This is a genomic window from Nostoc linckia z4 (genome assembly GCF_002608075.1).
In the GTDB taxonomy this organism is placed as follows: Bacteria; Cyanobacteriota; Cyanobacteriia; order Cyanobacteriales; family Nostocaceae; genus Nostoc; species Nostoc linckia.
The window spans coordinates 102,064-128,819 of sequence record NZ_LAHA01000021.1; the positions used below are offsets into that span (position 1 = coordinate 102,064).

A 26,756-nucleotide genomic window follows, 5' to 3' on the forward strand; every position below is an offset into this window, starting at 1 on the left:
CATGTTTGGCAAACTTACTCAATGATGTTGAGTAGCTCTTGTATTATTAAGTAATTTGCTTTGAGTCTCAGGGATAAATTCTCAGACGATGATTTGTAGTCCTTACTGAGAAAATCCGCAATACACAACCTATTGCACTGCATAATAGCAGTTGCCTTATGACAATCATCGAATTTTTAGATTCCTTTAATCTATCAAAACTCAAAGTTCAGAATAATTGGGTGATATTAGGCTTTGGGAATCGCCAAAAAATTGGGAGACACCATGAGTGCTGAGCAAAAACGACGTGCCTTAATTACTGGCGCAAGTAGTGGAATTGGGAAAGCAACGGCATTAGCCTTTGCAAAGGCCGGAATAGATGTGGCCTTAGTCAGCCGTTCTGTGGAGAAATTGGAGGCGGTCAAAGAAGCCTTAGAACATACTGGGGTGCAAGCGAAAGCTTACCCATTGGATTTAGGGCAAATCTCCCAAGTAAAAGAAAAGATTGAAGCGATCGCCCTTGACTTTGGTGATATAAATATTCTGGTAAACAATGCCGGTATAGGATACACAGGTAGTTTAAGTGAAACTCCTCTTGCAGATTGGCAGCAAGTAATCGATCTAAATCTCACCAGTGTGTTTCAGTGCATTGCGGCGTTATTGCCATCAATGCGGCATGGCGGCGGAGGCACAATTATCAATGTCGTCTCCATTGCGGCCAAACAAGCATTTCCCGATTGGGGGGCATACAACGTTAGCAAAGCGGGTTTGTTATCTCTTTCTCAAACCTTGGCAAAAGAAGAACGCACCCACGGCATTCGCGTCACAGCAATTTGTCCTGGGGCAGTCAATACCGAAATTTGGGATACACAAACAGTCAAAGCTGATTTAGACCGTTCCAAAATGTTAAACCCAGAAACTATAGCCGAGTTAATTCTCCACACAGTTTTGTTACCACAACAAGCAGTTATTGATGAATTAACCATAATGCCAAGTGCAGGCGCACTCTAAGGGACTTCCAAGTACAAAAATATTTCATTGCTATAGTTCACTGTTGACCGTTGACAGTTAACAGTTAACAGTCAATCACCATGTACTGTTGTTTATTTTTGGGAATTCCCTAATTTGTCGTTTGTTCTTTGTCTAAAGCAAATGACTAATGACCAATGACCAATGACCAAACCATATCACACACTCAATCATGACTATCGCTAGTTCCAACGGTTCTAACTACTCTCAATCGCCTTTAATTTCCGACTTGGCAGAAGCCATAACTCCAAGACCAGATCGTAACACCCACAATGGCAAACAAGCAGATCTGTTTTCACCCAAAGAAGAACAGATGGAGCAAATGATGGACGCCGTGCGGACACTAATATTAGGTGTTGGAGAAGACCCAGAACGCGAAGGACTCCTGAAAACGCCAAAACGAGCAGCCGAGGCAATGCGGTTTTTAACCAGCGGCTACAATCAATCCCTCGAAGAACTCGTTAACGGTGCCATCTTTGACGAAGGACATAACGAGATGGTACTAGTGCGAGATATTAACTTCTTTAGTCTGTGCGAACATCATATGCTGCCATTTATGGGTAGAGCGCACGTTGCTTATATTCCCAATCAAAAAGTTGTGGGACTGAGTAAGCTAGCACGGATAGTGGAAATGTATTCCCGTCGCTTGCAAGTTCAGGAAAGACTAACCCGCCAAATCGCCGAAGCAATTCAGACCATTCTCGAACCCCAAGGCGTCGCCGTTGTTATGGAAGCCACCCATATGTGCATGGTGATGCGAGGAGTCCAAAAACCCGGTTCTTGGACTGTGACTAGTGCAATGGTTGGTGTATTTCAAGAAGAACACAAAACCCGCGAAGAACTCTTTAACTTGATTCGCCACCAAGCAACGTTTATTTAGGGAATGGGGCATTGGGCATTGGGCACAAGAGGCTCCAGGGGCAAAGGGGCAGATGGGCAGAGGAGAAAAAAATTGTACAACAACTCTCCCCTGCACCCCTACTCCCCATCTCCCCATCTCCCCACCTCCCCATCTCCCCATCTCCCTAAGCGCTCAAATAAAAGTGCTACCTTAGCTAAATCCTTATCTCCAGGTGCGCGTTCTAGTCCACTAGATAAGTCAATGCCGCTGGGATTTACCTGACTCAAAGCTTGGATAATATTATCTGTAGTTAGTCCCCCAGCTAAAAACCAAGGGCGATTGGAACTATATTGCTGTAACATTTTCCAATCTAAGGTTTTGCCTGTACCACCTAGTTGTTGGGGATGGTAAGCATCGAATAATAAAGTGTCTACGTAATTTGTGTAATTAGCTGTTGTCTGAAGCTGTTCGGGAGTGCGAATTCTGAATGCTTTTAGGATTTCGATATTAGACAAAGCTTGGCGTAATTGGTCACAAAATTCTGGCGATTCATCACCATGTAACTGAACTCCAGTTAAGCCAGAATCTATAACTATTTGCTTGATTGCGTCAATGCTGGCGTTGGCAAAAACACCAATCTTATCTATATTTTCTGGTAATTGTGCCACTGCTGCTTGAATTTGGGACGTAGTAACATAGCGAGGCGAACTAGGCACACAAATAAATCCTAGTGCAGTTGCGCCAAGAGAGGCGATCGCTATGGACTGCTCCGGTTGAGTAATACCGCAAATCTTAACGCGCATCAAAATTTCACAAATTTCAAATAATCATCAGAAAAGTCTAAACTATCTCAAAAACTTTTGCGCCTGCTAACTTTATAATCTTGTAGGTCTACATTAACTTTCTATTTAGGAGACAAAAGCTTGATTTCGTCTACTTTATTAGCAGCCGCAGCATCTGTTCCTCCAACACCCGTCTGGACTCCCACAGTAGGAATCATCATCAGCGTTAGTAGCCTACTAGTTCTTTTGCTCAGTACTAGGATTGAAAAACCCTTAGTAGGCCCCAAGTTACCTATTTTGCCGGTTAGTATTCCAACATTCATTGGTGCAATGGCTTTTGGTCATGTAATCGGCATTGGCATTGTTTTAGGACTTACTAACATCGGCCGTCTGTAGGTTTGAAATTACACAAGCCTTGCTTGTAACTTTGCATTGACCAAGCTCCGTTGTGGTGGGAGTAGTGAGGTGAGGAGATGAGGGAGAGGGGGGAATGAGGAGACAAGGGAGAGGGGGTAGACAAGGAGAGAAGTCTGAGCGGAGGTTTCCGACCATCAGAACTTCAAAGAGAAAGATTGCTACCTTGTCTTTGTTAAGTTCTGTTCGTCGTTCGCTCTTGGCGTTTCTTAAAGAAGATAAGCCAACCCTCGCAAGCTTGCTAAAGCTGCGCTATCGCCGGAAGCTTGGGGTGGTGACTTCTCTCCTTGTCTTTCTTCCCTTGTCTCCCTCATCTTTCCACTACCCACTCCCCACTTTTGCTGACAGGCATTAATTGTCTATTCTAGAAATTAGAGCTTTTGATAACTGAGCATCAACGTGAATAATGCCCAGGAAGATATACTTACCAAAATTTACGAAAAATCGCGGTGTAGGAGCTATTGAAAATATCTAGTTTTAGGACAATGTAATGCAAACAAATTGGAAAATAGGGTCTTTATTTGGAATTCCTCTGTTTTTAGACCCGCTGTGGTTTGTAATTTTAGGGTTGGCAACTCTGAACTTTGGGGTGGCTTACCAAGAATTGGGGAATGTCATAGCTTGGAGTGCAGGAATCGTGATGGCACTGCTGCTATTTGCTTCGGTGTTGTTACATGAGTTGGGTCACAGCTTAGTAGCGCGATCGCAAGGGATTAAAGTTAACTCTATTACTCTGTTTTTGTTTGGTGGCATCGCTGCCATTGAAGAAGAATCTAAAACTCCAGCACAAGCCTTTCAAGTAGCGATCGCTGGCCCTGCGGTGAGTGTCATACTATTTTTTTTACTACGTTTAGTAGCTACTGTTTTACCTGATACCAGTGCAGCCAGCATGATGGTGGGAGATTTGGCAAGAATTAACCTAGTGCTGGCACTATTTAACATGATTCCCGGTTTACCTCTAGATGGAGGACAAGTGTTAAAAGCAGCACTATGGCAAATAACAGGTAATCGTTTCCAAGCCGTACACTGGGCTGCAAGAACCGGGCAAATTTTGGGTTACACTGCCATCGCCTTTGGATTTGTTATAGATTTCTTCACCAGAGAATTAGTACTTGGTTTATGGGTTGCGCTGTTGGGCTGGTTTGCTGTCCGCAACGCTAACAGTTATGACAACGTCACCACATTGCAAGAAAGCTTATTGAAGGTCGTGGCCGCCGATGCCATGACCCGCGACTATCGAGTAGTTGATGCTGACCAGACATTGCGTTCCTTTGCCGATTTATACCTATTGGAAACAGCTCCTTTACAAGTTTATTTTGCTGCTTCTGATGGACGTTATCGGGGTTTAGTTTCCATTGACGATTTGCGTTTAATTGAAAGAAGTCAATGGGAAACCCAAACTGTACACAACATCGCCCGTCCTTTGACAGAAATACCCCATGTTAGCGAGTCTACATCTTTAGTTGAAGTAATTAACAAACTAGAAAATCAGCAATTACCTTGGATTACCGTCCTTTCTCCCGCTGGTGCGGTAGCTGGAATCATTGACCGGGGAGATATTGTCAGGGCATTAGCACAAAAATTAAATTTGCGGATTGCAGATGCCGAAATTAAGCGTACCAAACAAGAAGGTACTTATCCGCCTGGGTTGCAACTTGGATTAATTGCAAAATCCACTGAAAATTAAGTGTCACATCTTCGTCATAGCATTGCAATGGATTTGTCAAAAAGCTGTGTGATATTTGATCTGGTATTTGGTTACAAAATGCTTTTTTTGGGTTCGAGGTAGGGTCACCTACCTTTTTTTATTTTTTAACTAGCTAAATAGGGCATGGGGCATGGGGCATGGGGTATAGGGCATGGGAAAAGGGAAAGGGGTAAGGGGAAAAGGGCAAAGAGTAAATTGATTCCTTTTCCCTTTAACCTTTAACCTTTTCCCCTGCCCAGCTAAATAGGGCATAGGGTATGGGAAAAGGGAAAGGGGTAAGGGGAAAAGGGGAAAGAGTAAATTGATTCCTTTTCCCTTTAACCTTTTCCCTTTTCCCTTTAACCTTGCCCCTCTAGCTCAATATAATGAAACTATGTGATATACTACATTTCTCACTTACCCTGGTTTTATGGGACTGCCAATTGTTGCTATTATCGGACGCCCAAATGTGGGCAAATCTACCCTGGTTAATCGTCTCGCTGGGGAACAAACGGCGATTGTCCATGATGAACCAGGGGTGACACGCGATCGCACTTACATGGATGCTTACTGGCGCGATCGTGAGTTTTTGGTGGTAGACACCGGCGGTTTAGTTTTTAATGATGATACGGAATTTTTACCCCTGATTCGCCAACAGGCAATGACAGCACTCAGAGAAGCCAGTGCTGCTATTTTTGTAGTCGATGGTCAAACAGGCCCCACATCCGCAGACCAAGAAATCGCTACTTGGTTGCGCCAACAACCCGTACCAGTGCTACTAGCTGTCAATAAATGCGAATCTCCAGAACAAGGCTTAATCCAAGCGGCTGAATTCTGGGAATTGGGATTGGGAGAACCTTATCCCATCTCAGCCATTCATGGAAGTGGCACTGGAGAGTTACTCGATGAGTTAATTAATCACATTCCTGTTGTGGGAGAAATCCCAGAAAATAACGAAATCAAAATTGCAATTGTCGGACGCCCAAACGTCGGTAAATCTAGTTTACTCAATGCTTTTGTTGGTGAAGAAAGAGCAATTGTCAGCCCCATTTCCGGTACAACCCGCGATGCCATTGATACTGTTGTGGAACGAAACGGGCAAACCTATCGCTTGATTGACACCGCCGGCATTCGCAAAAAGAAACAAATAGAATACGGCACAGAATTTTTTAGCATAAACCGTGCTTTTAAAGCAATTCGCCGCGCTGACGTGGTTTTATTAGTACTAGATGCTGTGGATGGAGTTACAGAGCAAGACCAAAAATTAGCTGGGCGGATTATTGACGAAGGTAGAGCTTGCATCATCGTAGTTAATAAGTGGGATGTTGTGGAAAAAGACTCTTACACAATCTACGACTACGAAAAAAGTCTGCAAGCACGGTTACATTTCACTGAATGGGCGGAAACAATCTTTGTTAGTGCTTTAACAGGACAACGGATAGAAAAGATTTTAGACATAGCGAACATAGCGGCGGAATCACACAAACGCCGCGTTAGCACATCAGTGATTAATGAAGTTTTAACAGATGCGGTGAGTTGGCATTCACCACCAGCATCGCGCAGTGGCCGTCAGGGCAAAATTTATTATGGTACACAAGTGAGTACCCAACCGCCAACCATCGCCTTATTTGTCAACGACGCCAAACGCTTTAACGACAACTATCGTCGTTACATTGAGCGACAATTCAGGCAACAGCTAGGATTTAAAGGTAGCCCCATTCGTTTACTCTGGCGGAGTAAAAAAGTTCGTGATGTTGAAAGTGGTAGTGTTAATCGAGCAACACGCGTCTAGAATTTTGGATTTTTGATTTTTGATTTTAGATTCGGGCAAATTAGGTTAAAGTCCAAAACATTAGAGAATCACAACCACCGTCATAATCCAAAATCCAAAATCTAAAATCTAAAATCAAAACATGGATTTACTGCGATCGCTACCACTTGGACTTTATTTAGAACAACCCCAAACTTGGTTGCATAAAATCGATCCGCGAGTCAAGTTTGCCTGGTTGATGAGTTTTTTAACCAGCTATGTCTTAGCCAACAACTTTTGGCGGGTGCTGTTGGTGGTAATGTTGATTATTACGACCTTATTTGCAAAAATTCCCCGACGAGTATGGCGGCAACAAATGGGTTGGCTGTTGATGCTATCATTTTTCGTTTTAGCGATCGCAGCCATCAGTCCAGATGCAATGGGTATAAATTATCAGCCACGCCTACCAGCAAATGAACAAATATTAACTCAGCCAGCAAATTCCAATAATGTAGCTCCAGAAGAAACAAGTAATGGGCAAAAATACAGCTACGTACTATTTCATAAAGGCCCAGTCAGAGTGACTCGCCGTTCTTTGGATTTGGGAATTAGTCTGAGTTCGATTATATTTACTGTGATTTACAGCACCAATCTGTATCTACTGACAACCGCACCAGAAGAAATCACATCTGGTATAGAAAGCTTAATGCAACCCCTACGGCGTTTGAAGTTGCCTGTTACAGAAATTACTTTAACTTTAACTTTATCTTTGCGCTTTATACCTTTAGTTTTAGAAGAAGTCCAAAACTTATTTCGTTCTGTAATGACAAGGGCAATCAACTGGAAAAAGCTGGGATTAAAAGGAGCATTTAAGGTTTGGATGACAGTGGCAGAGAGATTGTTAGATAATCTTCTCCTACGAGCCGAACAAATGGCCAATGCAATGATGGTGCGGGGTTTTACCAGTCCCAATGAGCATCGAGTCCAGTGGCACGACTTACGATTAAAAGCTCTTGACTGGGTTGCTATTGCAACTTTAATCTTATTCTGGGGAATACGGCTAGCTGTAGGAACTAAAGTCTAATTTGCCACCCTTGAAAATAGAAAGCTTCTAATTATAGTATGACCAAGGCTTGGTATTGGCGATCGCTACCCTTAGAAAAGCGCACAGGTTCCGAAGTTTTTGCTGCCTTGTTTCGCTCCAGCACCACCACAGGAATTGCTACCTTACTGGAAAGTCCTTACCCAACCCCCATCGAACATCCCCAACTCAGTCGATATTCTATCTGTGCAGGCGCTCCCCGTGTAATCGATGGTGTTCCCCAAATGTGGACGCCAGCACTAGGGGAAGTTTTCCCCCTCCTAGAAAAATTGTTGCAGCAAGGTGATGAGGGAGCAGGGGAGATGAATTTTTCCCCTCCCCCTCTTCTGCCCAATGCCCAATGCCCAATACTTCTCTGCGAGAGGCTGCGCCAACGACTACGCTCAGTACAAGTGCCCAATGCCCCATCCCACCTTCCTTTTAACGGTGGTTGGTTGGGTTGGCTAGGCTACGATGTCGCATGGGAAATTGAACAGCTACCGACTAATAAAATTGATCCCCTACCATTTCCCGTAGCTTTTTGGTATGAACCAGATTGTTTTGCAGTTTTAGACCACGCCCAACAAATTCTTTGGTTAGCCGCCAGCCATCCCAATGGACTCGATGAGTTACAGAAAAACTTGGACAAAGAGGTAAACGGGCAGGGGGTAGCGAACAAAGGAGAAAATCCTCCCCCCTGCTCCCTGCTTTCTGCTTTGCCGCCTCTTTTCTTGACATGCCAAGCAGATTATGAAACCTCTGTCAATCAGGCGAAAAAATATATTCAAGCTGGAGATATTTTTCAGACAAATCTTTCTTTACGGTTTCAAGCATCCACAGCCGCTTCTGGGTGGGAAATTTACCAAGCCTTACAAAAAATCAATCCTTCACCTTTTGCCAGCTATTGGCAAACGCCTTGGGGAGAAGTAATGAGTTGTTCCCCGGAACGGTTGGTATTGTTGCAAAATCGACAAGCACAAACCAGACCCATCGCCGGCACGCGATCGCGTGGTATAACTCCAGAACAAGATATGCAACTGGCACAAGATTTACTTAGCAACAGCAAAGAACGTGCAGAACACATCATGCTTGTGGACTTGGAACGCAACGATTTAGGGCGAGTCTGTGAATGGGGAAGTGTTGTTGTAGACGAATTGCTGACAATTGAGCGATATAGCCATGTAATGCACCTCGTGAGCAACATCCAAGGTACTTTAAAAAGCGATCGCACCACCATTGATTTAATTCGCGCTACCTTCCCAGGTGGCACAATTACAGGCTGTCCCAAAATCCGCTGCATGGAAATTATCGAAGAACTAGAACCAGTGCGGCGCAGCTTATTCTACGGTTCCTGTGGCTATTTAGATTGGCGTGGTAATTTAGACTTAAATATCTTAATCCGCACCCTGCTACTAGCACCCATGAATCAAGGTGGCGTGGTCAGGGGAGTACGCGAAGAAATTACTTCCTCATCTCCCACCCTGCGGGTTGGCGCTAGCGTCTCCCAAAGAGAAGCTAAAGCTACATCTCCCCATCCCCCACTCAACATTGTTTGGGGACAAGTAGGTGCCGGAATTGTTGCAGACAGCGATCCTGAAAAAGAATGGTATGAATCTCTGCACAAAGCTCAAGCACAACTAGCAGCACTGAAAATGCTGAATAATCAATAAAAAATGGGGCATTGGGCATTGGGCATTGGGCATTGGGCATTGGGCATTGGGCATTGGGCATTGGGCATTGGGCATTGGGCATTGGGCGTGGGGCATTGGGCATTGGGAATGGTGTCTCCCCGAAGTTCTGATGCCTGCGGTAACCCCTTCGGTGTACGCCCCAAGCCGACGCTGGTGACTTCTCTCCTTGTCTGCCTTGTCTTCCCATGCCCAATGCCCCATGCCCCATCCCCAATATTCCATTGAGATGAGTTATTTTGTTCCATTGGGCGACAGTTGTGGCAGTATGGAAAGAAGTTAGAAAGTTGGCTAAGGAACTGTCGGGAAGTTTATCGGGTGTTTTCCCTTACTAGGCCAAGCTTTTAACAACTTCCGCCTCACTACCGCTTGCTTAAAAAGCCGATTAAAAACTAGATCAAGGTCTTCAAAACCATATTTTCGCATTTTAGAAAATATTCTGACGAATGTTGGTATTATCGTCTGAATGTTTGGAATGAACTGCGAAAGCACTTAACATATTTCCCACCTTGACTATTCAATGAATCCAGAAAACGCAGAAACTTACATAAATCATCCAACTTGGGGTTTACTTTACAAGATCTGTATGGTTGATGAAAACCAAGATCTATTCACCACACTTTATGCCCAGCGTTTATTTTTTTTGGTGGCAAATGACATTAAAGGTGTTAAGTTCCAGCCTATCGGACGCACTGAAGCTAGAATGATGTTGGAAAATCGCTTACGCACCCTGCGTCGCACTGGGCAATCTCAGGAGTACGATCAGCTTCAGAGTGTTTTCCAACGCACCTTCCAATGAACAGTTCGATTTACGAACGTATTGTTTCTATTCGTTCCTCGCTACCAACTTCAGTCAGATTGATTGCTGTCAGCAAGCAAGTTTCTACTGAGGCGATTCGCTGTGCCTATGCGGCAGGAATTCGTGATTTTGGGGAAAGCCGCATCCAAGAAGCTTCCATTAAACAAGCCCAGTTGCAAGACTTATCGGATATTACTTGGCACTTTATTGGACATTTGCAAAGCAATAAAGCCAAAAAAGCCATTGAACAATTTCAATGGATTCACTCCGTAGATAATTTAAAGCTGGCAGTGCGCTTAGAACAATTGGCGCAACAACTAGGAGTGACTCCCCAAGTTTGCTTGCAAGTGAAAATTCTTCCCGATCCTTACAAGTCGGGTTGGAGTGTACCAGAACTTTTGTCTGATTTACCTGCTCTAAATCAATGTAAAACTTTACAAATTCAAGGTTTAATGACAATTCCACCCATAGGATTGGCTGATGCCGAAATTCTAAGTGTGTTTGAGCGATGTCGCCAATTGGCAAAAGAAATCCAAGAGCAAGACTGGTCGCATATTAAAATGCAGCAGTTGTCTATGGGTATGTCAGGCGACTACGAACTGGCAGTGCAAGCAGGGACAACGATGGTACGATTGGGAACCATCTTATTTGGCCATCGCCCATAGCATACTAGTGCCACGCTTGTGGTTAAGTATTAATTGAAGGTCGGGATTTGATGACAACAATTTTGTAACAGACTGGTGCAATTAGAAACAAAGGATATAGTATTGACAAGAGCAATCGCCAAGTAAAATTCGGGTAAAAGAACTTTCCTTTGGACAAACCTTAGGATATAATCTTGACTCATTATTATGTTTAGGCGATGTACAGGCCTTGCTAAAAGTGTCCGTTCATCGCCAAAGCCCGTAGTATAGGCTACAAATAGCAATATATTTGCTGAAGTATCCGACCATGTAGCGATGCCTACGGCGGGCTACGCCTACGCAGATGGCTGAATTAACCATTTAAGCCAAGTCAATACCGGCTATTCGCACCAGGAGAGTACACAATGAACAACATTTTTTCCAAACTCAGGGACTTTGTAGGCCTAAATGAGCAAGTGGAATACGAGTATTACGAAGAAGAACCAGATACAGAGAATAACTACCAAAATCTCTATCAACAAGAAAATCCCCAACCAGTACCACAAGAAACCCCAGCAACTCAAAATAGACGTTGGCGGGAACCAGTGCCTACAATGGGAGAAGAGATAGCAGCAGCAGGGTCAAAGCCAATGGGGAATGTGATTGGTATGCCAGGAGCAATTAACGGAATTTCGGAAGTTTTAGTACTCGAACCACGCACCTTTGAAGAAATGCCTCAGGCAATTCAAGCGCTGCGAGAACGCAAGTCAGTGGTGTTGAACCTGACAATTATGGATCCAGACCAAGCTCAGCGAGCAGTGGATTTTGTCGCAGGTGGCACTTACGCTTTAGATGGACATCAAGAACGCATCGGTGAGAGCATCTTTTTGTTTACACCAAGCTGCGTACAAGTTAGTACCCAAGGTGGCGTTCTTCATGAAGTACCACAACCACCAGTCCGTCCTTCTCGCCCCGCAGGTTCTTCACCTTCAAATCAAAGTTGGGGTAACGAACCTAACCGGATGGCACAATAAAATTAAATTAGTCTTTTGTCCTCTTATTGAAAGTGAAACTACTGCCTTGGACGGGTCTCCTGGCTAAAAGCAAGTAGCATTTGATGGTAGAAATTCTCCACCCAAACTTTGCGCTTTGTCCTTTGTTTGTTAGGAATAAACAATGACGAATGACAAATGACCGATGACAAATGACTAATGACCAATGACTAATGACTATTAAATTTGGCTTAATTGGTGGTGGGGTAATGGGAGAATCGCTGTTATCCCGCCTTATTGCCCTTGGAATTTATAAATCCTCAGAAGTCATAGTTAGCGAACCGCTACCCTCACGCCAGGAATTTTTAAAACAGCGCTACAATGTTGCCGTTGCAACTGATAGTAGCCAGGTTTTCACGGAAGCCAAAGAAGTAGTGTTTTTGGCAGTGAAACCCCAGGTTTTTAGTACCATTGCTCAAGAGTTAGCTGATATTGATATTCTGAAAATAGAACACCCACCATTGATTATTTCCATCTTAGCGGGTGTAACTTTAAGTCAGTTAGAAGCTGCATTTGTGCAACTACCAGTAATTAGAGCAATGCCCAACACTCCAGCAACAGTGGGAGCAGGAGTTACAGCAGTTTGTTTGGGTGCATATACCAACCAGAAGCATCACCAAATAGCACATCAAGTTTTTGGATCTGTGGGCGAAGTTGTAGAAGTTTCAGAAGTGCTGATGGACGCAGTTACAGGGTTATCTGGTAGCGGCCCGGCTTATGTGGCGCTATTGATAGAAGCACTTGCTGATGGTGGAGTAGCCGCAGGTTTACCCAGAATCATTGCCAATCAACTAGCCTTGCAAACAGTACTGGGAACAGCAAAACTGTTGCAGGAAACCAAAATGCACCCAGCAGAACTCAAAGATCGCGTTACTAGTCCTGGTGGTACAACAATCGCCGGGATTGCCCAATTAGAAAAGGCAGGATTTCGCTCTGCTTTAATTGAAGCAGTAAAAGCTGCCACAGAGCGATCGCAAGAGCTGGGAAAATGAAAAATGGGGCATGGGGCATGGGGGATAGGGCATAGGATGACAGAGAAGAGGTAGTGTGAGGAGATTATCAAAAAGCTTCTCAACCTCCCCACTGCCAATGCCCCATGCCCAATGCCCAATGCCCAATGCCCAATTCCTAACAAAGTTGACAAAAGACCCGTTAGTATAGTAAACAGTCTGGTTGCAAATGTGATTGAGTGAATTATCCCGCGCCTTCTCCTGAACTTGACCTGAGGTCGATATTTCCCTTTGAACTGGATCGGTTCCAAAAGGATGCCATCGCATCCCTCAACGCTGGACGTTCCGTAGTTGTATGTGCGCCTACAGGTTCGGGCAAAACATTAGTAGGGGAATATGCCATTTATCGCGCCCTGTCGCGAGGAAAACGTGTGTTCTACACTACTCCCCTGAAGGCGTTGTCGAATCAAAAATTACGTGATTTTCGAGAAAAATTCGGGTTGGATTTGGTGGGACTGTTAACAGGAGATGCTTCCATTAACAGGGATGCACCAATTTTGGTGATGACCACAGAAATTTTCCGCAATATGCTTTATGGTACACCCATTGGGCAAGTGGGCATTTCGTTAGTGGACGTTGAGGCGGTGGTGTTAGATGAATGCCACTACATGAACGATCGCCAACGCGGTACCGTTTGGGAAGAATCAATCATCTACTGTCCCCACGAAGTCCAATTAGTAGCCCTTTCGGCAACTGTAGCCAATAGCGATCAACTCACCGATTGGCTCAATCGCGTCCACGGGCCAACAGACCTGATTTACTCGGATTTTCGCCCAGTACCTTTGGAATTTCATTTTTGTAATGCCAAAGGCTTGTTTCCGCTGTTGAATGATAGCAAAACCAAAATTAACCCCCGTCTGGCTAATCGCGGTAAAAGAAGACAAGGCGATCGGGGGAAAGCTGGTAGACCAGAGGCCCCCGGAATTATTTATACCCTGAGCCACTTGCAGCAAAGGGATATGCTACCAGCCATTTACTTTATCTTCAGCCGTCGGGGATGTGATAAAGCAGTGGCAGAAGTGGGGGATTTATGGCTGGTAAATAATGAAGAGTCGCAAATTTTACGGGAACAAATTGATGAGTTTTTAAACCGCAATCCCGAAGCCGGACGTTCCGGACAAATTGCTCCCCTGTACAGAGGAATCGCTGCCCACCACGCCGGGATTTTACCTGCATGGAAAGCATTGGTGGAAGAATTATTTCAGCAAGGGCTGATTAAAGTGGTATTCGCCACTGAGACATTGGCAGCCGGAATTAATATGCCCGCCCGGACAACGGTAATTTCCACCCTTTCCAAGCGTACTGACACTGGACACCGCCTGCTAAACGCTTCCGAATTTCTGCAAATGGCGGGACGAGCAGGCCGCCGGGGAATGGATAAACAAGGTCATGTGGTGACAGTGCAAACTCCCTTTGAAGGAGCTAAAGAAGCTGCCTATTTGGCCACATCCAAGCCAGATCCTCTAGTCAGCCAGTTTACGCCGAGTTACGGTATGGTACTCAACTTGCTGCAAACTCATACCTTAGAGGAAGCTAGGGAACTGATAGAACGCAGTTTTGGGCAGTATATGGCGACTTTGCATTTAAGGCCAGAATACGATGAAATAACCGAACTGCAAGCGCAATTAGCCCAATTACAAGAGCAAATCGCCGCCGTTGATGAAAATGAACTGGCTGTTTATGAGAAATTGCGGCAACGCTTGAAGGTAGAACGCCAGATATTGAAAACTCTACAAGAACAAGCCCTCTCAGATAGGCAAGAACAATTGGCGATGATGTTGGGCTTTGCAGTGTCGGGAACTCTGTTGAGTCTCAAAGGTAAAAATATCCCAGTATCTTCACCCGTAACCGCAGTGTTAGTGGGAAAAACCCCTGGTTCTGGCGACACTCCTTACTTGGTATGCTTGGGATACGATAACCGTTGGTATGTGGCAACTACAGCAGATGTAGTGGATTTGTATGCCGAACTGCCGCGAGTTGAAGTACCACCTGAAGTACTACCACCAACAGAAATGTCATTGAAACCGGGGCAGTCAACTCTTGGCGATGCCGAAACATTTGCCATCGCCACTCGAATTCCCAATCCCATAGAGTCTTTGTATATGGCACCAGAGGTTGCCGAACAACTCAGTCGTGTTACCGCTATCCAAGAGCAAATAGAAGCTCATCCCATACATCAATCAGGCAATGTCGGAACTATTTTCAAACGCAGGGCCCGGTATGTTGAACTAGAAGCTGAACTCGAAGAGTTGCAAGCGGTAGTGGAGCAACAGTCACAACGTCATTGGGAAGAATTTCTCAATTTAATTGCTATTCTGCAACACTTTGGTGCATTAGATAACCTATTACCCACACAACTAGGGCAAATTGCTGCTGCCATTCGTGGTGAAAATGAATTGTGGCTGGGTTTAGTATTCGCTAGCCGCGAACTGGACAACTTAGATCCGCACCATTTAGCAGCAGCGGCGGCCGCTTTGGTGACAGAAACTCCACGTCCAGATAGTAAGGTTAACTTTGACCTCAGTAATGAAGTCACAGAAGCCTTAGGAAAGTTACGGGGAATTCGTCGGCAGATGTTCCAATTACAACGTCGCTATAACGTAGCTTTACCTATATGGCTGGAGTTTGAGTTAATTGCCTTAGTGGAACAGTGGGCGCTGGGTATGGAGTGGACAGAACTGTGCAATAACACCAGTTTGGACGAAGGTGACGTAGTGAGAATTTTACGGCGGACATTGGATTTATTATCGCAGATACCCCATGTTCCCCACTTACCAGATTCTTTCCAGCGTAATGCTTATCGGGCAATGCAGCTGATTGATAGATTCCCTGTGAATGAAGTGGTTGAATGAAGCGGACACGAGGGGGACACGGGGATGCAGGGACATAGTAACGGTGAGAAATGAATCTCTGCATCGTATATACTAGTCCCCGCGTCTTCATTCTTTGGTTACATAGCAACAGTCAAGGCGGTTAGGACATTAACATACGAAAAAACTTAGACATCAAAAGACTTTTCACTCAGTCCCCAGTCCCTTGCTTTAATTAAAAATGCTTTTTTGGTTTGTATACTTTTTACCAAATTTAGGATCGGTGGTATTGTTTGGAATTCTGGGAATGGCTTTGTAATTGAGACTTTCGAGCCAACATCCAAACTTTAAAATCCAAAATTGGTACAGTTTTGTAGACTATCAGGATGTTGTTAACAGTTGAATAGAAGTTATTGCGATCGCCATCAAGACTTTTCAACTCTAGTACACCAAGTTGCCAGTGCCACGCAACTGACGCAGAGAATTTATGCAATATGGACAGTCACAGGCAAATAATTTAATTGCAGCTTCGCTTTCCTCTTCAGTAAAGTCCAGCATCGCAATATTCTCATCTGATACTGATGTGACAACAGTGGTGGAACGTTGTTTAGAGGTGTAAGGTTGCTTTCTCTCAGAATCTCGAATGCATATAAAATCTTTACCGCCATGTGGGTTAGTGATGCAGGTGCGGCCGTCTTGGGTGTGCATTAATCGCTGAGTGATACTAGCATGGGCAGGATGAAATATTCCCAGGGTGGACATCAGCGAGGCAAAAATTGTGGAAGTAGAAAGCAAATTCAGTATTAGTTTTCTGTTCATCGGTTTCCCAATAAAATGTTTCTGAACGCTAAGGCTATCCGATTAAAAGTTATAGGTCAAGTGACCTTTTATCTATTTTCATCTATAAAATCAAAAATTTATCAGATTTTTAAATCCCAATCTGTAATCACATTTTGCGTTCTAAAACGTAATTTTTGCTGTAGGGAGGTGGGGAGAGGGGGAGATGGGGGAGATGGGGGAGATGGGGGAGATGGGAGAGACAAGGGAGACAAGGACAATAACTTAATGCGTTAGTCAACAGTCAACAGTCAACAAATTGATATCATTATTCCCAGTTTTTGTACTCTTATATTTATAAAATGCGTAATTTGATACAGAAAATGGGTATTACAAATAAGTGTTTAAGATTAAAAAGGTTTGAAACTATGATTTTAGGCTTTAAACAAATTGGTACTGTATGTGCTGTGTTTTTATTAGTTAGTCCTAGCAGTTTTCCCAAGTCAGCAGTAGCTAGTGTTAAGCATCAGGCTCAACTAATAGCACAAGGACAAACTAAAATCCAATCACATCCAGTTTTTAGACCGATTTTGCCTAAATTAAAGCAAAAAACTCAAATCAAGATATTATTACCGAAGTTTATTCCAGAGTCGGATGGGGAATACCCGATTTACGCGATTATAGAAACTGCTAGCCAAAAGAAGTACGATATTTTACTGGGTTTTAGTCCTGATTGTAATGGTGGAAATGCTTGCCGTTTGGGTGTGCTGTCTGCTGAAGCGGTAACCCAGAAAACGCCCCGCCTTACTGGTAAACGTGTATCTTTAGCTAAAGGTATTACTGGCTATTTTGTAGATTTTAGTTGTGGTGCTAATTGTTCGGATGCTACCTTGACTTGGCGACAACAGGGCGTGCAATATACTGTGGGATTGAAAGCTGGCGATCGCGCTTCTTTAGTGAAAATGGCTAATTCGGCAATTAATCCCTAAATTGTACTGTAGCAATCACAAGCAAGTTTGATTGCGTCCGTTTTTCTTTGCCTCTCGAACTTTGTCACTAGCACGCTGCAACAAAGAAATAGGATTATCTTCTGGTATCAGTTGCACAATTCCAATGCTAGCAGTCAGTCGAAACTGTTCGCCATTGTAAGCTGTAAGGATTTCCTGGCTCAGAGCTAGACGAATTCGTTCGGCTATTTGATAGCCTGTGTTCAAATCGGTATCGGACATGACTATACAAAATTCTTCGCCACCGTAACGTGTCACCCAATCCACTCCTCTAACGTTACTTTTAAATACATGAGCAGCAGTTTTCAGTGCTTTATCTCCAGTGGGAAAGCCGTAGGTTCGATTGACTTCACCAAAATAATCTAGATCTAAGAGTATTACTGTTAATGGTTGCTGATACTTGTGAGACTTTTCTATTTCCCGCAATAGTAATCTGTCGAGATAGCGGCGATTGAAAATCTCAGTCAAGCCATCGTGTTCAGCTTCTGCTCTGTATTTCTTCGCTAAACGACTAGCCTTAAGCACCATCTCATTAATCATCCGTTCAGCAGTGACGCGAATTCGATGCTCAAAATCAGTAATTAGCTTATCTTGTCCAGAAGCGTCTGCAATAGCATCAAATTCCTCAGCAGTGACAACTTGGTTGCGTCCCTTCTGTTTAGCAGCATAGACGCATTGATTGATTTCTTGCCACAGTTGTTCAAGAGATGAATGTCCAGTCATGGGTACCACTCCCAAGGAAGCTGTGATATGAACTGAAGACTTTTCCTTAAGTCTGAATTCATAAGTTTCGATTTGAGTTCTGAGAAATTCTGCAAAAGCTTTTCCCTGCTCAGTATTACCACGCATACAAATAGCAAATTTATCACCCCCCGTCCGAGCGACAATTCCTGCTCCTAGAGAGTACTTTTGTAAAATCTGCCCGACCTCCTGCAAAATCTGATCCCCCGCAATATGACCGTGACTATCGTTAATAAACTTAAAACGGTCAATATCAAGGTAAATCAAACATACAGACTCTACATCTTCGTTGGATGTTAAAAGCTCGATGGCATAATCATTAAACTTACGAAAATTAGCAGTCCCCGTTAATTTATCAAGATTAAAAGAATGCTTTTGCTTGCTATGCCATAAACTCCGTTGCAAACGCAAACCGATTTGCCAATCAATGGCATCCCGTTTACAGGTTTCATCCCCTGCATCCAACCAAGAAAGAGCAGTGGATTCTTGCTCTATAGTGTCTATCAAAATTACTGTTGGCAAACCAACATTAGTGTATATAAACTTGACTTGCTCCAAATTATCAAAATTCCTAATATCAAGTACAACAGCATTAAAATGTTTCTCAAATAAAGCGGGACTATCAACTTGAACCCACTCCAAATTGAGAGATAAATTTTGGGGTTTGGGCAAATCAGTTGGACTGCACCAAGCAACTCGTATCACTTTCAATTGTTCGTTCATTAATTGCAATTTTACTAACTGATAACTGGAAAATAGTTTTGTAAAATACTTAATTATGCTTATATAGCAATCCTATTTCAGTTGTGAACATATAGGTGTTGACTGTTGACTGTTAACAATCAATAACCCTAACATGTAAGATTTCATAAATTATTTGGGAGTGCTATATTGATAACTTAAAGTTTAACAAGCAAAATCAGCGATCGTCTTGGAAAAGGGACGAGTATGGGAGAATGGAGAAGAGGGACAAGGGGACAAGGAGGACAAGGGAGATAGAGATAAGAAGTTCTGAGACTAAATTGGTATAGTAAGTATTGTTTGAAATTATTGAAATACCTTTGTCACAAAGGCTGCAAAATTGGTATCAGTCAACAATCAACAGTCAACAGTCAACAATCAACTAATCAACAACCTAAAGCCGAGCAATTTATTTTTTTAGATACAACTCTGAATTCATGTCTGCGAATATTCGAGATTCGGCAATTACTTTTTTATAATTTCTTAATGTCCATTTCACCACACTATGCGATCGATAACTGATAATCCAAATATCGATCGCCAGCAAGAGTGTTGAGTTATGTGTATGGAATTTGGGCGGGAAATCTGCGGTAATCTGGACATAGCAGCATTACGGGAATGGTTAGTGACTAACGGTATCGGGGGTTATGCTTCTGGAACCGTGGCAGGTTTATTAACTCGCCGCTATCACGGTTTATTAGTGGCAGCTTTGCAACCGCCTCTGGGTCGCACTTTACTGTTAGCAAAGCTAGATGAAACAGTCTTGTATGGCGATGGCTTTTATTCTCTATATACCAATCGTTGGGTAGATGGTACCATTGATGCCCACGGCTATCAAAATATCGAACATTTTTCTTTAGAAGGTACAGTTCCCCTGTGGCGTTTTGCTGTTGCTGATGCATTGTTAGAAAAACGAATCTGGATGCAACAGGCAGCGAATACAACTTACGTACAATATACTCTGCGTCGTGCCACTCAACCACTGAAGTTGACGCTTAAGGCGATCGCTAACTACCGCGATTACCACAGCGACACCCACAATTATAATGATTGGCAGATGTCTATCGAACAAGTGGAACAGGGAATTTGTGTCAGTGCCTATCCTGATGCCGTACCTATATATCTACTAACTGACCGCGCCAGCGCCTCCCCTGCCCACAATTGGTACTATAACTTTGACTTAGCTGTAGAACGCTATCGAGGATTAAGCGACAAAGAAGACCACCTCCACGCCGCTACCTTTGAAGTTACCCTCAATTTAGGAGAATCCCTCACCTTTGTTGCTAGCACTCACAAGCAACCAGAGTTGAACGGCGAAGCAGCACTCAAACATCGCCACACCCTAGAACAGAAATTAATTGGACTTTGGAAATCTAACCGACCTTTGAATGCTGCCGATCCTCCTGCTTGGGTGAATCATTTGGTTTTGGCTGCTGACCAGTTTATCGTTGAACGTTCAGTACCAGAAGACCCCCAAGGCAAAACTATCATTGCTGGTTATCCCTGGTTTAGTGACTGGGGACGTGATACCATGATTAGCCTTCCTGGTTTAACCTTGGCCACTGGCCGCCCAGAAATTGCACGTTCGATTCTTCGCACCTTTGCTAGGCACGTAGACCAGGGAATGTTGCCCAATCGTTTCCCGGATGCAGGCCAGACACCAGAATACAACACAGTCGATGCAACTCTTTGGTATTTTGAAGCCATTCGAGCTTATTACAACGCCACTGAGGATAATGATTTACTAATGGAACTATTCCCCGTGCTAGCGGATATCATCAACTGGCACTGTCGCGGTACGCGCTACAACATCCACCTCGATGCCACCGATGGTTTACTGTATGCAGGAGAAAAGGGCGTGCAACTGACTTGGATGGATGCGAAAGTTGGAGATTGGGTAGTAACACCCCGCATTGGCAAACCAATAGAAGTTAATGCCCTGTGGTATAACTCCCTGCGAACAATGGCTAAGTTTGCTCGTTTGATTGGCAAACCCCACCAAGAGTATGAAGCGATGGCAGACCGCGCCCAAATCAGATTTGCTCGCTTTTGGAATCAGCAAACCGGCTACTGTTACGATGTGTTGGATACTCCCAACGGAGATGATCCATCTGTACGCCCTAACCAAATTTTTGCCGTTTCCCTACCAGAAAGCCCATTGACAACAGCCCAACAAAAAGCAGTGGTAGACATTTGTGGACAGATGCTACTAACTTCACATGGATTGCGATCGCTCGCTTTCAATCATCCCCAATACCAGAGTAAATACGGTGGCAACCAGTATCAACGCGATGGTGCTTACCATCAGGGGACTGTGTGGGGTTGGTTGTTAGGGTCGTTTGTCACAGCACATCTACGCGTCTACAAAAATCCTAAACAGGCGCGTCAATTTCTGCAACCAATGGCTAATCATCTAATAGCACATGGCATTGGCAGTCTCAGCGAAATTTTTGATGGCGATGCCCCAATGACTCCACGCGGATGCATTGCCCAAGCATGGACAGTTGCAGAGGTGTTGCGTGCTTGGTTGGTGACGGAGGTTTGATATCGCCTCCGGTTAAGGGGCTTGTGATGAAAAGGAGACGCTTGGTGTTAAGAAAGTTCATCTGTTGAGGCATAACAAATACCTTTGATTATGCCTCACGTTAAATTTGGGACTTCCAAGTAAAAAAATATTTCATTGCTGCTGTTGACTGTTAACGCTTTAACCGGAATAATTTATTTTTTGGACTTTCCTTTGTCAATTTACACTAAGTATGCATAGATGGTCTTCTATGAGTTCCTTGCCTAAATGCATTGGGTATGGCAAAACGATATTTCCCATAGACCAAGCAGGTGTGGATCTTAAATAGTGAGGTACTCGACACAGCGCCTTTAAAGCTTCTTGTTTTTGAAAATCTGAGCGTACAAAGAACGGCACAATTTCCACCATTTGTTGATGTTTGAATGGGATGTTAGCACCGTATTCATCGTCTTGATAACCGAGTTTGTAAAGTTCGGGTATTGGCATCTCATTTTGCAGTTTTTGTGTTTTTGGTAGCCTTCCCACAGAGAAATAATGTAGCAATTCTGGTGCTGACCCATCGTAAAAACCGCTGAGATGTGGTAAATCTCGTGTTGGACAATCTTCGCTCCAAGTTTCTCGATTAGTGATGTATTGTGGTGTTTCTTTACCAGTGCGAATCCGAATTACTGCTAATAAGTTCTTTAATTGGTTATTCTCACGGCTGTACTCGCAAGTATGACCAGGAACATGGCTGAAGTCTAGAACGTTGCGTTTTGCCAGCAGGTACTCATTTTGCAACTGAGGCCAGATTTTGCCTTCATTATCTTCGCCACGTTCGTTACGCCACCCTTCGGCTTCAATTAAAACAATGGTTGGTCTGTCTAAATTTTTTTTGGAGAAAAATTCGCCATGCTTCTCGCTTTACTTGATGCTGCTTACGTATTTGCTCATCGAATTTATTACGATCTTTCGGCAATAATCCACCTGTATTAAGTGGCTGCAAAAGCGTCGCATCATCAATCAAAATTTTTGAAACTGTTATATCTTGAGGAAAATCTTCATTTTCATTTAGAAGAAATACATCACGTAATTGTTGGTAAACTACTTCACAAGTATCTTGTTCTCGATAAATCAGAAAAATGTGCATTGCTTTACCCTGCAATGCTCGGTAAATACCATTAATAGCAATTTGCTGATAAGGTTGGCGCTTTTTACGAGGTCTAGAAATAAATTCATAATCTCGCATTGCTAGTGGTGCTTTTATACCAGATGGTGCAGGAATGTCAGATTGCATCGGATTATCTGGTACTAAAATGCCGTTGAGTAATTCCAGTACCCGTGCAATAATATCCCCCCGTTCCAAAAAATTAAAGCCCGTTTTTATACTATGTCCTCGTTTATGTTTCTCATGCTCATACTTATAGCCTTCAGTATGAATTAGATAATATTCGTCTTTGTCACCCCAGTTATTTGAGTTATCTAAATTACCAAATCCTGCGAGATTATTCAGAATATTTTCTGGTTGTTCTAGAGCGCGTGCTTTTCTCTTTCCTTGCCATTATCTGTATAATTCGCTTTAAACGGCTTACTAACTAAGTACAGTCCAACTTTACCCGAACCACCTCCCTGTACTTTGCGCCATTGAATTTCCTGTTGTCTTTTTCCAGAGTTAATAATGCACTTTTTACCATGTAACATTGTTGCTAAAAGACTAGGAATAGCTTGAAATCCCAATCCTCTCTCTGCGTTGATATCGCGCACAAGTGTTTCCGGTTTAATCTGTTGCCAATCCCAATCAGGTGGTATGATAGCCATTCTTTCGAGAAAGCGATCGCACACGCTATTCACTTCATCCGGTTTACCTTTGTCACGATATTTCTTCGTCCACTCCTGTGCCCAAATTCTCACTAATTCATGTATTTGCTGGAGTGTAGGGGTTTTCAATGGGTTCTCTGGAGTTCCTACAGCTAACCCCTGATATAAGGAAGAGTTACTTTCTCGATCGTAACCAACATACTCAAAGCCGTATGTCAGTGTAGATGCACAGGCAACTAGAGCATTATTTAACTGTCGATATGGTGGCGGAACCTCTATTTTTTTATTACCACGAGACAGTACTCGATCCATATCACGGCGGAAGTCTGCTACCACCTGAACAAAAGGAAATGGCAGTACAGCAATCTCTAGGTTAGCAAAGGCATCTGTTACCAAACTCATGCGGGCGGGTAGCAAAATATTTGCTGGTTTAGTTCTACTAGTCATACTCTCTCTTTATCTCTTGGATCTATTTCCCAGTTGAAGCCATCAATATCAACCAAAGCATCTGCGATTGATTGGTATAAAGCCTTACTGATAACATCTTCATCAACATAATCACAAAGCAAATCAATGATTGCGGCTAGCAAGCTGGTACGTGGTGTATCGGGCTGTTGCTCTTTGGCATAGTTTGGTGCCCAAGCAGAATCAACAAAGTAAGCGTGAAAGGGAACACCTCCGCGCAAAAGACGACCGACAGCTTGAACGATTACGCCAGCCGTAGTTGCGGCTAAGTCTTGACGGGGAAAGGCGCGTAATTCTTCATTTTTATACAGTGTTTTGTAGTAAGAACGATGTTCTACCGATCGCCAGTAACGTGCAGCCAATTGGCGCACAGCTTCCGCACGCCCTAAAATTCCGTCTCCTTCCCAAGCAACAAAATTCGTATCTTCTACCCAATCCAAAGCACGACGGTTGATTTCTTGAGCGATCGCTTGAGTATCATGGGGATGAGGATAGGGACGGGTGAGAAAGTAAACTGCACCAAAAGCCGCTTTACCATTGGCATTCAAAATGTTGAATCCGCGCCCCATTGCACTTATTGGTGCAGCCAGGATTTTACCGCCAGTCAGTGCGAAAGTTTCGATGTCAGCACGGTTGAGCGCACCAACTTCCATCCTTGAGAGATAGTTGATGTCATCCTCAGTCAAAGTTTCTGTGCGATCGCGCTGCAAATGGTAAACTTGCTCCCGCATACCCCACCAACATTGACGGATTTCCTCTGCTACCCATCGCGCCTGATCGTAGGAGTTGACGAGTAATAGTATGCGTTCCCTATCCTGCCAAAAATCTGGATTGCTCTGGCCATGCTGTTTCAATTCCTCAAGTTCCTGTCCTAAATGGCCGCTACCATTGTTACCAACTAATGCTTGTGCCATTTCTTTAAACATTCCCATTTTTTGGCGTTCTGCTGTCCCAGAAATACCGATAGGTTCATCTTTGTGGTTCGATTGGGGTAGAAACTTGAAGCGACTTTGGGCAATTGCTTCTGTGGCACTCGGCTCTGGCATTAAAATACCTTGGGGATTACCCACATGAAACCGAGTGGAATCTCGTAGATAAGATGTTCCTGATAGTGCTAAAACGTTAGGGCCGCGTTGACCATCCAAGTCTGTCAGCAAGCGATGAAAGTTCAAAACATAGTAACGACCAATGTTGGTATAGGCAAATATAGATAAAGCATTTTCGCTGCTATTCTCAGATTGGTTGTGATTGTCATCCTTGCGGGAATAGTAAGTACCAAACTGCCTTCCTGTTGGCGGTAAGGGTAAAATATTTAACATTGCTGTTGGCATCCGACGATGTGGTGGCTCGTCATCTAAAGTGGGTGGTCGATGATGCCATTCATAAAAAACAATGCGTGTGTGCCGATCTAAAAGGGTGATGGTCAAGGCAAACTGTAAACGATAAGCTAGGGTTTCGAGGGTATCTACCGGATCTGATTCTTCCTCCTGTTTTGAGGACTTTCGCCGTTTTTTCTTGGCTGTCTGCTGTGAATTGTTTTGACGTTTTTCTAGTTGTTCTCGCAGTTTTGCTAACCTTTTTCCTGTTTTGGGGAAAAAATCAACTATCCAAGCTTTGCAAGCACGATAAATACTATCGTCGGTAGCACTTTCGCCAATACTATTAATCTGTTGAATCAACAGTGCTAGTCTCTGAACTTTAGAATTTGGTCGAGGTTGTCCAAGTAAAGGGTCATCATCAAGTAACGCGTCAAAATATCGCATTATCTGGTGTACGCGTCGATTATTAGCTTTAATTTCTTGCTCAGTGACATCAGGAGAATCTAATTCTTCAAGTCCAGCTAGGCGACGAGCAAATTTATATAGGAGAGAATTAGGTGTAAAATAGCCACGTTCTATCCATTTACGTAAAAACTCGTGTCCTAAACGCTTATCTAATAGGGTTAAAGTTGCTGTAACTACACTTTGTACATGACGTTCTGCTGTTGTCCATCGCTGCATCAATGGTGGGGTGACACGGTTGAATCTCATGTAATCTTCAGTTTGTACCCCAATGTCATCAAAAACACCACCATTGGTCAGTAAAACTTCTTCAGCATATACATCATCAAACCACTTAATAACTGTGTCTACTTCATCGAATACAACAATATCCGAATGTAGATAAACGAGTTCCCCTATTTTGATGGGACGCAATTCTAGATGACGCGGTAAACCAGCCATTGCCATTGCACCTGGAGTTGTAATCCAAACACGAGCATTTGGCATATCACGATAGACTTGCTGTGATGGGCAAGTGGCAAAAAACGGACACAAGTGAGGTAGGCCAGGGTGATTGTTTTGTTTTTTACGCTTGGTTTCGCTTTCTGGTGCTTCTTTCAAAGTATGACATGGCTCAGTTCCAGGTATGAGTGGCTTACCATGCAAACGGTCGAAGATGTCGCTAGCTTGTAGGAGTCCTTGCAAAGCACAAGCCGTTCCCAAAAAGCGATCGCCCCAGTGTGGTTGTCCGCGTTGCCAATGTTCCTGAAAGTCTTTTGAGCCATAGAAGCTTTTTAGATGTGTGTCTCGCTTACTGCGTCCTAATAACGGTACTGCAACTGGCTCATCGTTTTCTGGATCGTCACAAAACCACCAATTAATTTGATTTGCTAACCGAATTGCTGACTGTACATCACTGACAACTAAGGTGATACGGCGATCGCTATGATTTCGCACAACATTAACAGCAAGCAAAGTTGACTTGGTAGACTTCCCAGAAGCAACCTGTCCTGCAATATGTACAAAACCATCCAAATCTAGTGGTTCTGTATTGCGATCGCTCACCGTCCCATCTTGCTGAATTTTGTGAAAGTTGATTTTGCGAAAGCGGCTTACCCAATGTCCTTTTTGTGTTTCATCCCATCCATATCGGCGTGCTAGTAACTGTTCGCGGCGATCGAGGAACTCTGCATCTGACTCTAAATCTGAAATTTGCACTGAAAAAGGGTTGCGATCGCGTGGTGTAGGAAACCAAGGTTGTTGTCGTGCAGGACTTAAATGTTCAGGTGTGAACTGTACTTGCATCGTGACAGTTTCTTTTTCTGTCTTAGCCTGGAATTGGTAGGGAACTCCAGCCTTTGCTGGTTCAGCCCTGCGTTCGCGAAACTCCAAATCGGCA

23 protein-coding genes are annotated in these 26,756 nt (G+C 43.7%); 15 read left to right on the forward strand and 8 right to left on the reverse strand.

The genetic code is table 11. From position 1 onward, the window contains the following. Positions 1 to 264: 264 nt before the first annotated feature. Positions 265 to 990: an SDR family oxidoreductase gene (locus VF06_RS17835; protein WP_099068462.1), complete on the forward strand. Its 726-nt coding sequence runs from the start codon at positions 265 to 267 to the stop codon at positions 988 to 990. Between the two features lie 190 nt (positions 991 to 1,180). Beyond that, complete coding sequence (folE, locus tag VF06_RS17840) at positions 1,181 to 1,888, forward strand: GTP cyclohydrolase I FolE (protein ID WP_099068463.1); 708 nt, start codon at positions 1,181 to 1,183, stop codon at positions 1,886 to 1,888. Between the two features lie 98 nt (positions 1,889 to 1,986). On the opposite strand, the gene VF06_RS17845 is transcribed toward folE, so the two are convergent. Then, the gene (locus tag VF06_RS17845) at positions 1,987 to 2,652 is read right to left on the reverse strand and encodes a phosphoribosylanthranilate isomerase (protein WP_099068464.1); all 666 of its coding nucleotides are present in this window, start codon (positions 2,650 to 2,652) and stop codon (positions 1,987 to 1,989) included. A gap of 120 nt (positions 2,653 to 2,772) precedes the next feature. On the opposite strand from VF06_RS17845, the gene psaK reads away from it, so the two are divergent. From psaK to VF06_RS17870, 6 genes are all read left to right on the forward strand, one after another. After that, positions 2,773 to 3,027, forward strand: a complete 255-nt coding sequence (gene psaK, locus VF06_RS17850; protein WP_099068465.1) for a photosystem I reaction center subunit PsaK — start codon at positions 2,773 to 2,775, stop codon at positions 3,025 to 3,027. 94 nt (positions 3,028 to 3,121) lie between these two features. Beyond that, entirely contained in the window at positions 3,122 to 3,400 is a 279-nt protein-coding gene (locus VF06_RS39275; RefSeq protein ID WP_143861720.1) for a hypothetical protein, read from the forward strand. A 135-nt stretch (positions 3,401 to 3,535) separates the two neighbouring features. Next, positions 3,536 to 4,732: a site-2 protease family protein gene (locus tag VF06_RS17855; RefSeq protein ID WP_099068466.1), complete on the forward strand. Its 1,197-nt coding sequence runs from the start codon at positions 3,536 to 3,538 to the stop codon at positions 4,730 to 4,732. A 430-nt stretch (positions 4,733 to 5,162) separates the two neighbouring features. Then, on the forward strand, positions 5,163 to 6,524 hold the full coding sequence (gene der / locus VF06_RS17860; protein ID WP_099068467.1) for a ribosome biogenesis GTPase Der: 1,362 nt from the start codon (positions 5,163 to 5,165) through the stop codon (positions 6,522 to 6,524). 121 nt (positions 6,525 to 6,645) lie between these two features. Beyond that, positions 6,646 to 7,566 (forward strand): energy-coupling factor transporter transmembrane component T family protein, encoded by a 921-nt coding sequence (locus VF06_RS17865; protein WP_099068468.1) that lies wholly within the window; start codon positions 6,646 to 6,648, stop codon positions 7,564 to 7,566. Positions 7,567 to 7,604: 38 nt separating this feature from the next. Beyond that, the gene (locus VF06_RS17870; protein ID WP_099068469.1) at positions 7,605 to 9,233 is read left to right on the forward strand and encodes an anthranilate synthase component I; all 1,629 of its coding nucleotides are present in this window, start codon (positions 7,605 to 7,607) and stop codon (positions 9,231 to 9,233) included. Here VF06_RS17870 and VF06_RS39280 read toward each other — a convergent pair. Next, positions 9,227 to 9,499 (reverse strand): hypothetical protein, encoded by a 273-nt coding sequence (locus VF06_RS39280; RefSeq protein WP_143874523.1) that lies wholly within the window; start codon positions 9,497 to 9,499, stop codon positions 9,227 to 9,229. The genes VF06_RS17870 and VF06_RS39280 overlap by 7 nt on opposite strands. 272 nt (positions 9,500 to 9,771) lie before the next feature. Here VF06_RS39280 and pipX point away from each other — a divergent pair, with 272 nt between their 5' ends. The 5 genes from pipX (at position 9,772) to VF06_RS17900 (ending at position 15,587) form a co-directional block, all read left to right on the forward strand. Next, a complete protein-coding gene (gene pipX / locus VF06_RS17880) occupies positions 9,772 to 10,050 on the forward strand; it encodes a transcriptional coactivator PipX (RefSeq protein ID WP_096536564.1) in 279 nt (92 codons plus the stop codon). Next, positions 10,047 to 10,715, forward strand: coding sequence for a YggS family pyridoxal phosphate-dependent enzyme (locus VF06_RS17885; protein WP_099068470.1), 669 nt, complete (start codon positions 10,047 to 10,049; stop codon positions 10,713 to 10,715). The genes pipX and VF06_RS17885 overlap by 4 nt, the downstream gene beginning before the upstream one ends. 383 nt (positions 10,716 to 11,098) lie before the next feature. After that, a complete protein-coding gene (locus VF06_RS17890; RefSeq protein WP_099068471.1) occupies positions 11,099 to 11,707 on the forward strand; it encodes a cell division protein SepF in 609 nt (202 codons plus the stop codon). A gap of 191 nt (positions 11,708 to 11,898) precedes the next feature. Beyond that, positions 11,899 to 12,717 carry a pyrroline-5-carboxylate reductase gene (proC, locus tag VF06_RS17895; protein ID WP_099068472.1) on the forward strand — a complete coding sequence of 273 codons (819 nt, stop codon included), beginning with the start codon at positions 11,899 to 11,901 and terminating at the stop codon, positions 12,715 to 12,717. Positions 12,718 to 12,914: 197 nt separating this feature from the next. Continuing rightward, positions 12,915 to 15,587: a DEAD/DEAH box helicase gene (locus VF06_RS17900; protein WP_099068473.1), complete on the forward strand. Its 2,673-nt coding sequence runs from the start codon at positions 12,915 to 12,917 to the stop codon at positions 15,585 to 15,587. Positions 15,588 to 15,986: 399 nt separating this feature from the next. Here the strand turns inward: VF06_RS17900 and VF06_RS17905 are convergent, their stop codons facing one another. Beyond that, complete coding sequence (locus VF06_RS17905; RefSeq protein ID WP_099068474.1) at positions 15,987 to 16,364, reverse strand: hypothetical protein; 378 nt, start codon at positions 16,362 to 16,364, stop codon at positions 15,987 to 15,989. A gap of 386 nt (positions 16,365 to 16,750) precedes the next feature. Between VF06_RS17905 and VF06_RS17915 the strand changes: the two genes are divergently transcribed. Then, on the forward strand, positions 16,751 to 17,311 hold the full coding sequence (locus VF06_RS17915) for a hypothetical protein (RefSeq protein WP_099068529.1): 561 nt from the start codon (positions 16,751 to 16,753) through the stop codon (positions 17,309 to 17,311). 15 nt (positions 17,312 to 17,326) lie between these two features. Here the strand turns inward: VF06_RS17915 and VF06_RS17920 are convergent, their stop codons facing one another. Beyond that, positions 17,327 to 18,793 (reverse strand): diguanylate cyclase, encoded by a 1,467-nt coding sequence (locus tag VF06_RS17920; RefSeq protein ID WP_099068476.1) that lies wholly within the window; start codon positions 18,791 to 18,793, stop codon positions 17,327 to 17,329. A 577-nt stretch (positions 18,794 to 19,370) separates the two neighbouring features. On the opposite strand from VF06_RS17920, the gene VF06_RS17925 reads away from it, so the two are divergent. Beyond that, positions 19,371 to 21,356 carry an amylo-alpha-1,6-glucosidase gene (locus VF06_RS17925; RefSeq protein WP_099068477.1) on the forward strand — a complete coding sequence of 662 codons (1,986 nt, stop codon included), beginning with the start codon at positions 19,371 to 19,373 and terminating at the stop codon, positions 21,354 to 21,356. A gap of 195 nt (positions 21,357 to 21,551) precedes the next feature. On the opposite strand, the gene VF06_RS17930 is transcribed toward VF06_RS17925, so the two are convergent. From VF06_RS17930 to VF06_RS17945, 4 genes are all read right to left on the reverse strand, one after another. Further along, the gene (locus VF06_RS17930; protein ID WP_099068478.1) at positions 21,552 to 22,187 is read right to left on the reverse strand and encodes an RNaseH domain-containing protein; all 636 of its coding nucleotides are present in this window, start codon (positions 22,185 to 22,187) and stop codon (positions 21,552 to 21,554) included. Then, complete coding sequence (locus tag VF06_RS17935; RefSeq protein ID WP_099068479.1) at positions 22,174 to 22,680, reverse strand: hypothetical protein; 507 nt, start codon at positions 22,678 to 22,680, stop codon at positions 22,174 to 22,176. Before VF06_RS17935 ends, VF06_RS17930 begins: the two co-directional genes overlap by 14 nt. Before the next feature lie 164 nt (positions 22,681 to 22,844). Then, on the reverse strand, positions 22,845 to 23,579 hold the full coding sequence (locus tag VF06_RS17940; protein ID WP_099068480.1) for a hypothetical protein: 735 nt from the start codon (positions 23,577 to 23,579) through the stop codon (positions 22,845 to 22,847). Continuing rightward, on the reverse strand, positions 23,576 to 26,749 hold the full coding sequence (locus tag VF06_RS17945) for a hypothetical protein (RefSeq protein ID WP_244918138.1): 3,174 nt from the start codon (positions 26,747 to 26,749) through the stop codon (positions 23,576 to 23,578). The genes VF06_RS17940 and VF06_RS17945 overlap by 4 nt, the downstream gene beginning before the upstream one ends. Positions 26,750 to 26,756: the final 7 nt, after the last annotated feature.

Coding starts and splice junctions, on each gene's coding strand:
- VF06_RS17835 (WP_099068462.1), top strand. CDS start 265: ATGAGTGCTGAGCAAAAACGACGTGCCTTAATTACTGGCGCAAGTAGT.
- folE (WP_099068463.1), top strand. CDS start 1,181: ATGACTATCGCTAGTTCCAACGGTTCTAACTACTCTCAATCGCCTTTA.
- VF06_RS17845 (WP_099068464.1), bottom strand. CDS start 2,652: ATGCGCGTTAAGATTTGCGGTATTACTCAACCGGAGCAGTCCATAGCG.
- VF06_RS39275 (WP_143861720.1), top strand. CDS start 3,122: ATGAGGAGACAAGGGAGAGGGGGTAGACAAGGAGAGAAGTCTGAGCGG.
- VF06_RS17855 (WP_099068466.1), top strand. CDS start 3,536: ATGCAAACAAATTGGAAAATAGGGTCTTTATTTGGAATTCCTCTGTTT.
- der (WP_099068467.1), top strand. CDS start 5,163: ATGGGACTGCCAATTGTTGCTATTATCGGACGCCCAAATGTGGGCAAA.
- VF06_RS17865 (WP_099068468.1), top strand. CDS start 6,646: ATGGATTTACTGCGATCGCTACCACTTGGACTTTATTTAGAACAACCC.
- VF06_RS17870 (WP_099068469.1), top strand. CDS start 7,605: ATGACCAAGGCTTGGTATTGGCGATCGCTACCCTTAGAAAAGCGCACA.
- VF06_RS39280 (WP_143874523.1), bottom strand. CDS start 9,499: ATGGAACAAAATAACTCATCTCAATGGAATATTGGGGATGGGGCATGG.
- pipX (WP_096536564.1), top strand. CDS start 9,772: ATGAATCCAGAAAACGCAGAAACTTACATAAATCATCCAACTTGGGGT.
- VF06_RS17885 (WP_099068470.1), top strand. CDS start 10,047: ATGAACAGTTCGATTTACGAACGTATTGTTTCTATTCGTTCCTCGCTA.
- VF06_RS17890 (WP_099068471.1), top strand. CDS start 11,099: ATGAACAACATTTTTTCCAAACTCAGGGACTTTGTAGGCCTAAATGAG.
- proC (WP_099068472.1), top strand. CDS start 11,899: ATGACTATTAAATTTGGCTTAATTGGTGGTGGGGTAATGGGAGAATCG.
- VF06_RS17905 (WP_099068474.1), bottom strand. CDS start 16,364: ATGAACAGAAAACTAATACTGAATTTGCTTTCTACTTCCACAATTTTT.
- VF06_RS17915 (WP_099068529.1), top strand. CDS start 16,751: ATGATTTTAGGCTTTAAACAAATTGGTACTGTATGTGCTGTGTTTTTA.
- VF06_RS17920 (WP_099068476.1), bottom strand. CDS start 18,793: ATGAACGAACAATTGAAAGTGATACGAGTTGCTTGGTGCAGTCCAACT.
- VF06_RS17925 (WP_099068477.1), top strand. CDS start 19,371: ATGTGTATGGAATTTGGGCGGGAAATCTGCGGTAATCTGGACATAGCA.
- VF06_RS17940 (WP_099068480.1), bottom strand. CDS start 23,579: ATGACTAGTAGAACTAAACCAGCAAATATTTTGCTACCCGCCCGCATG.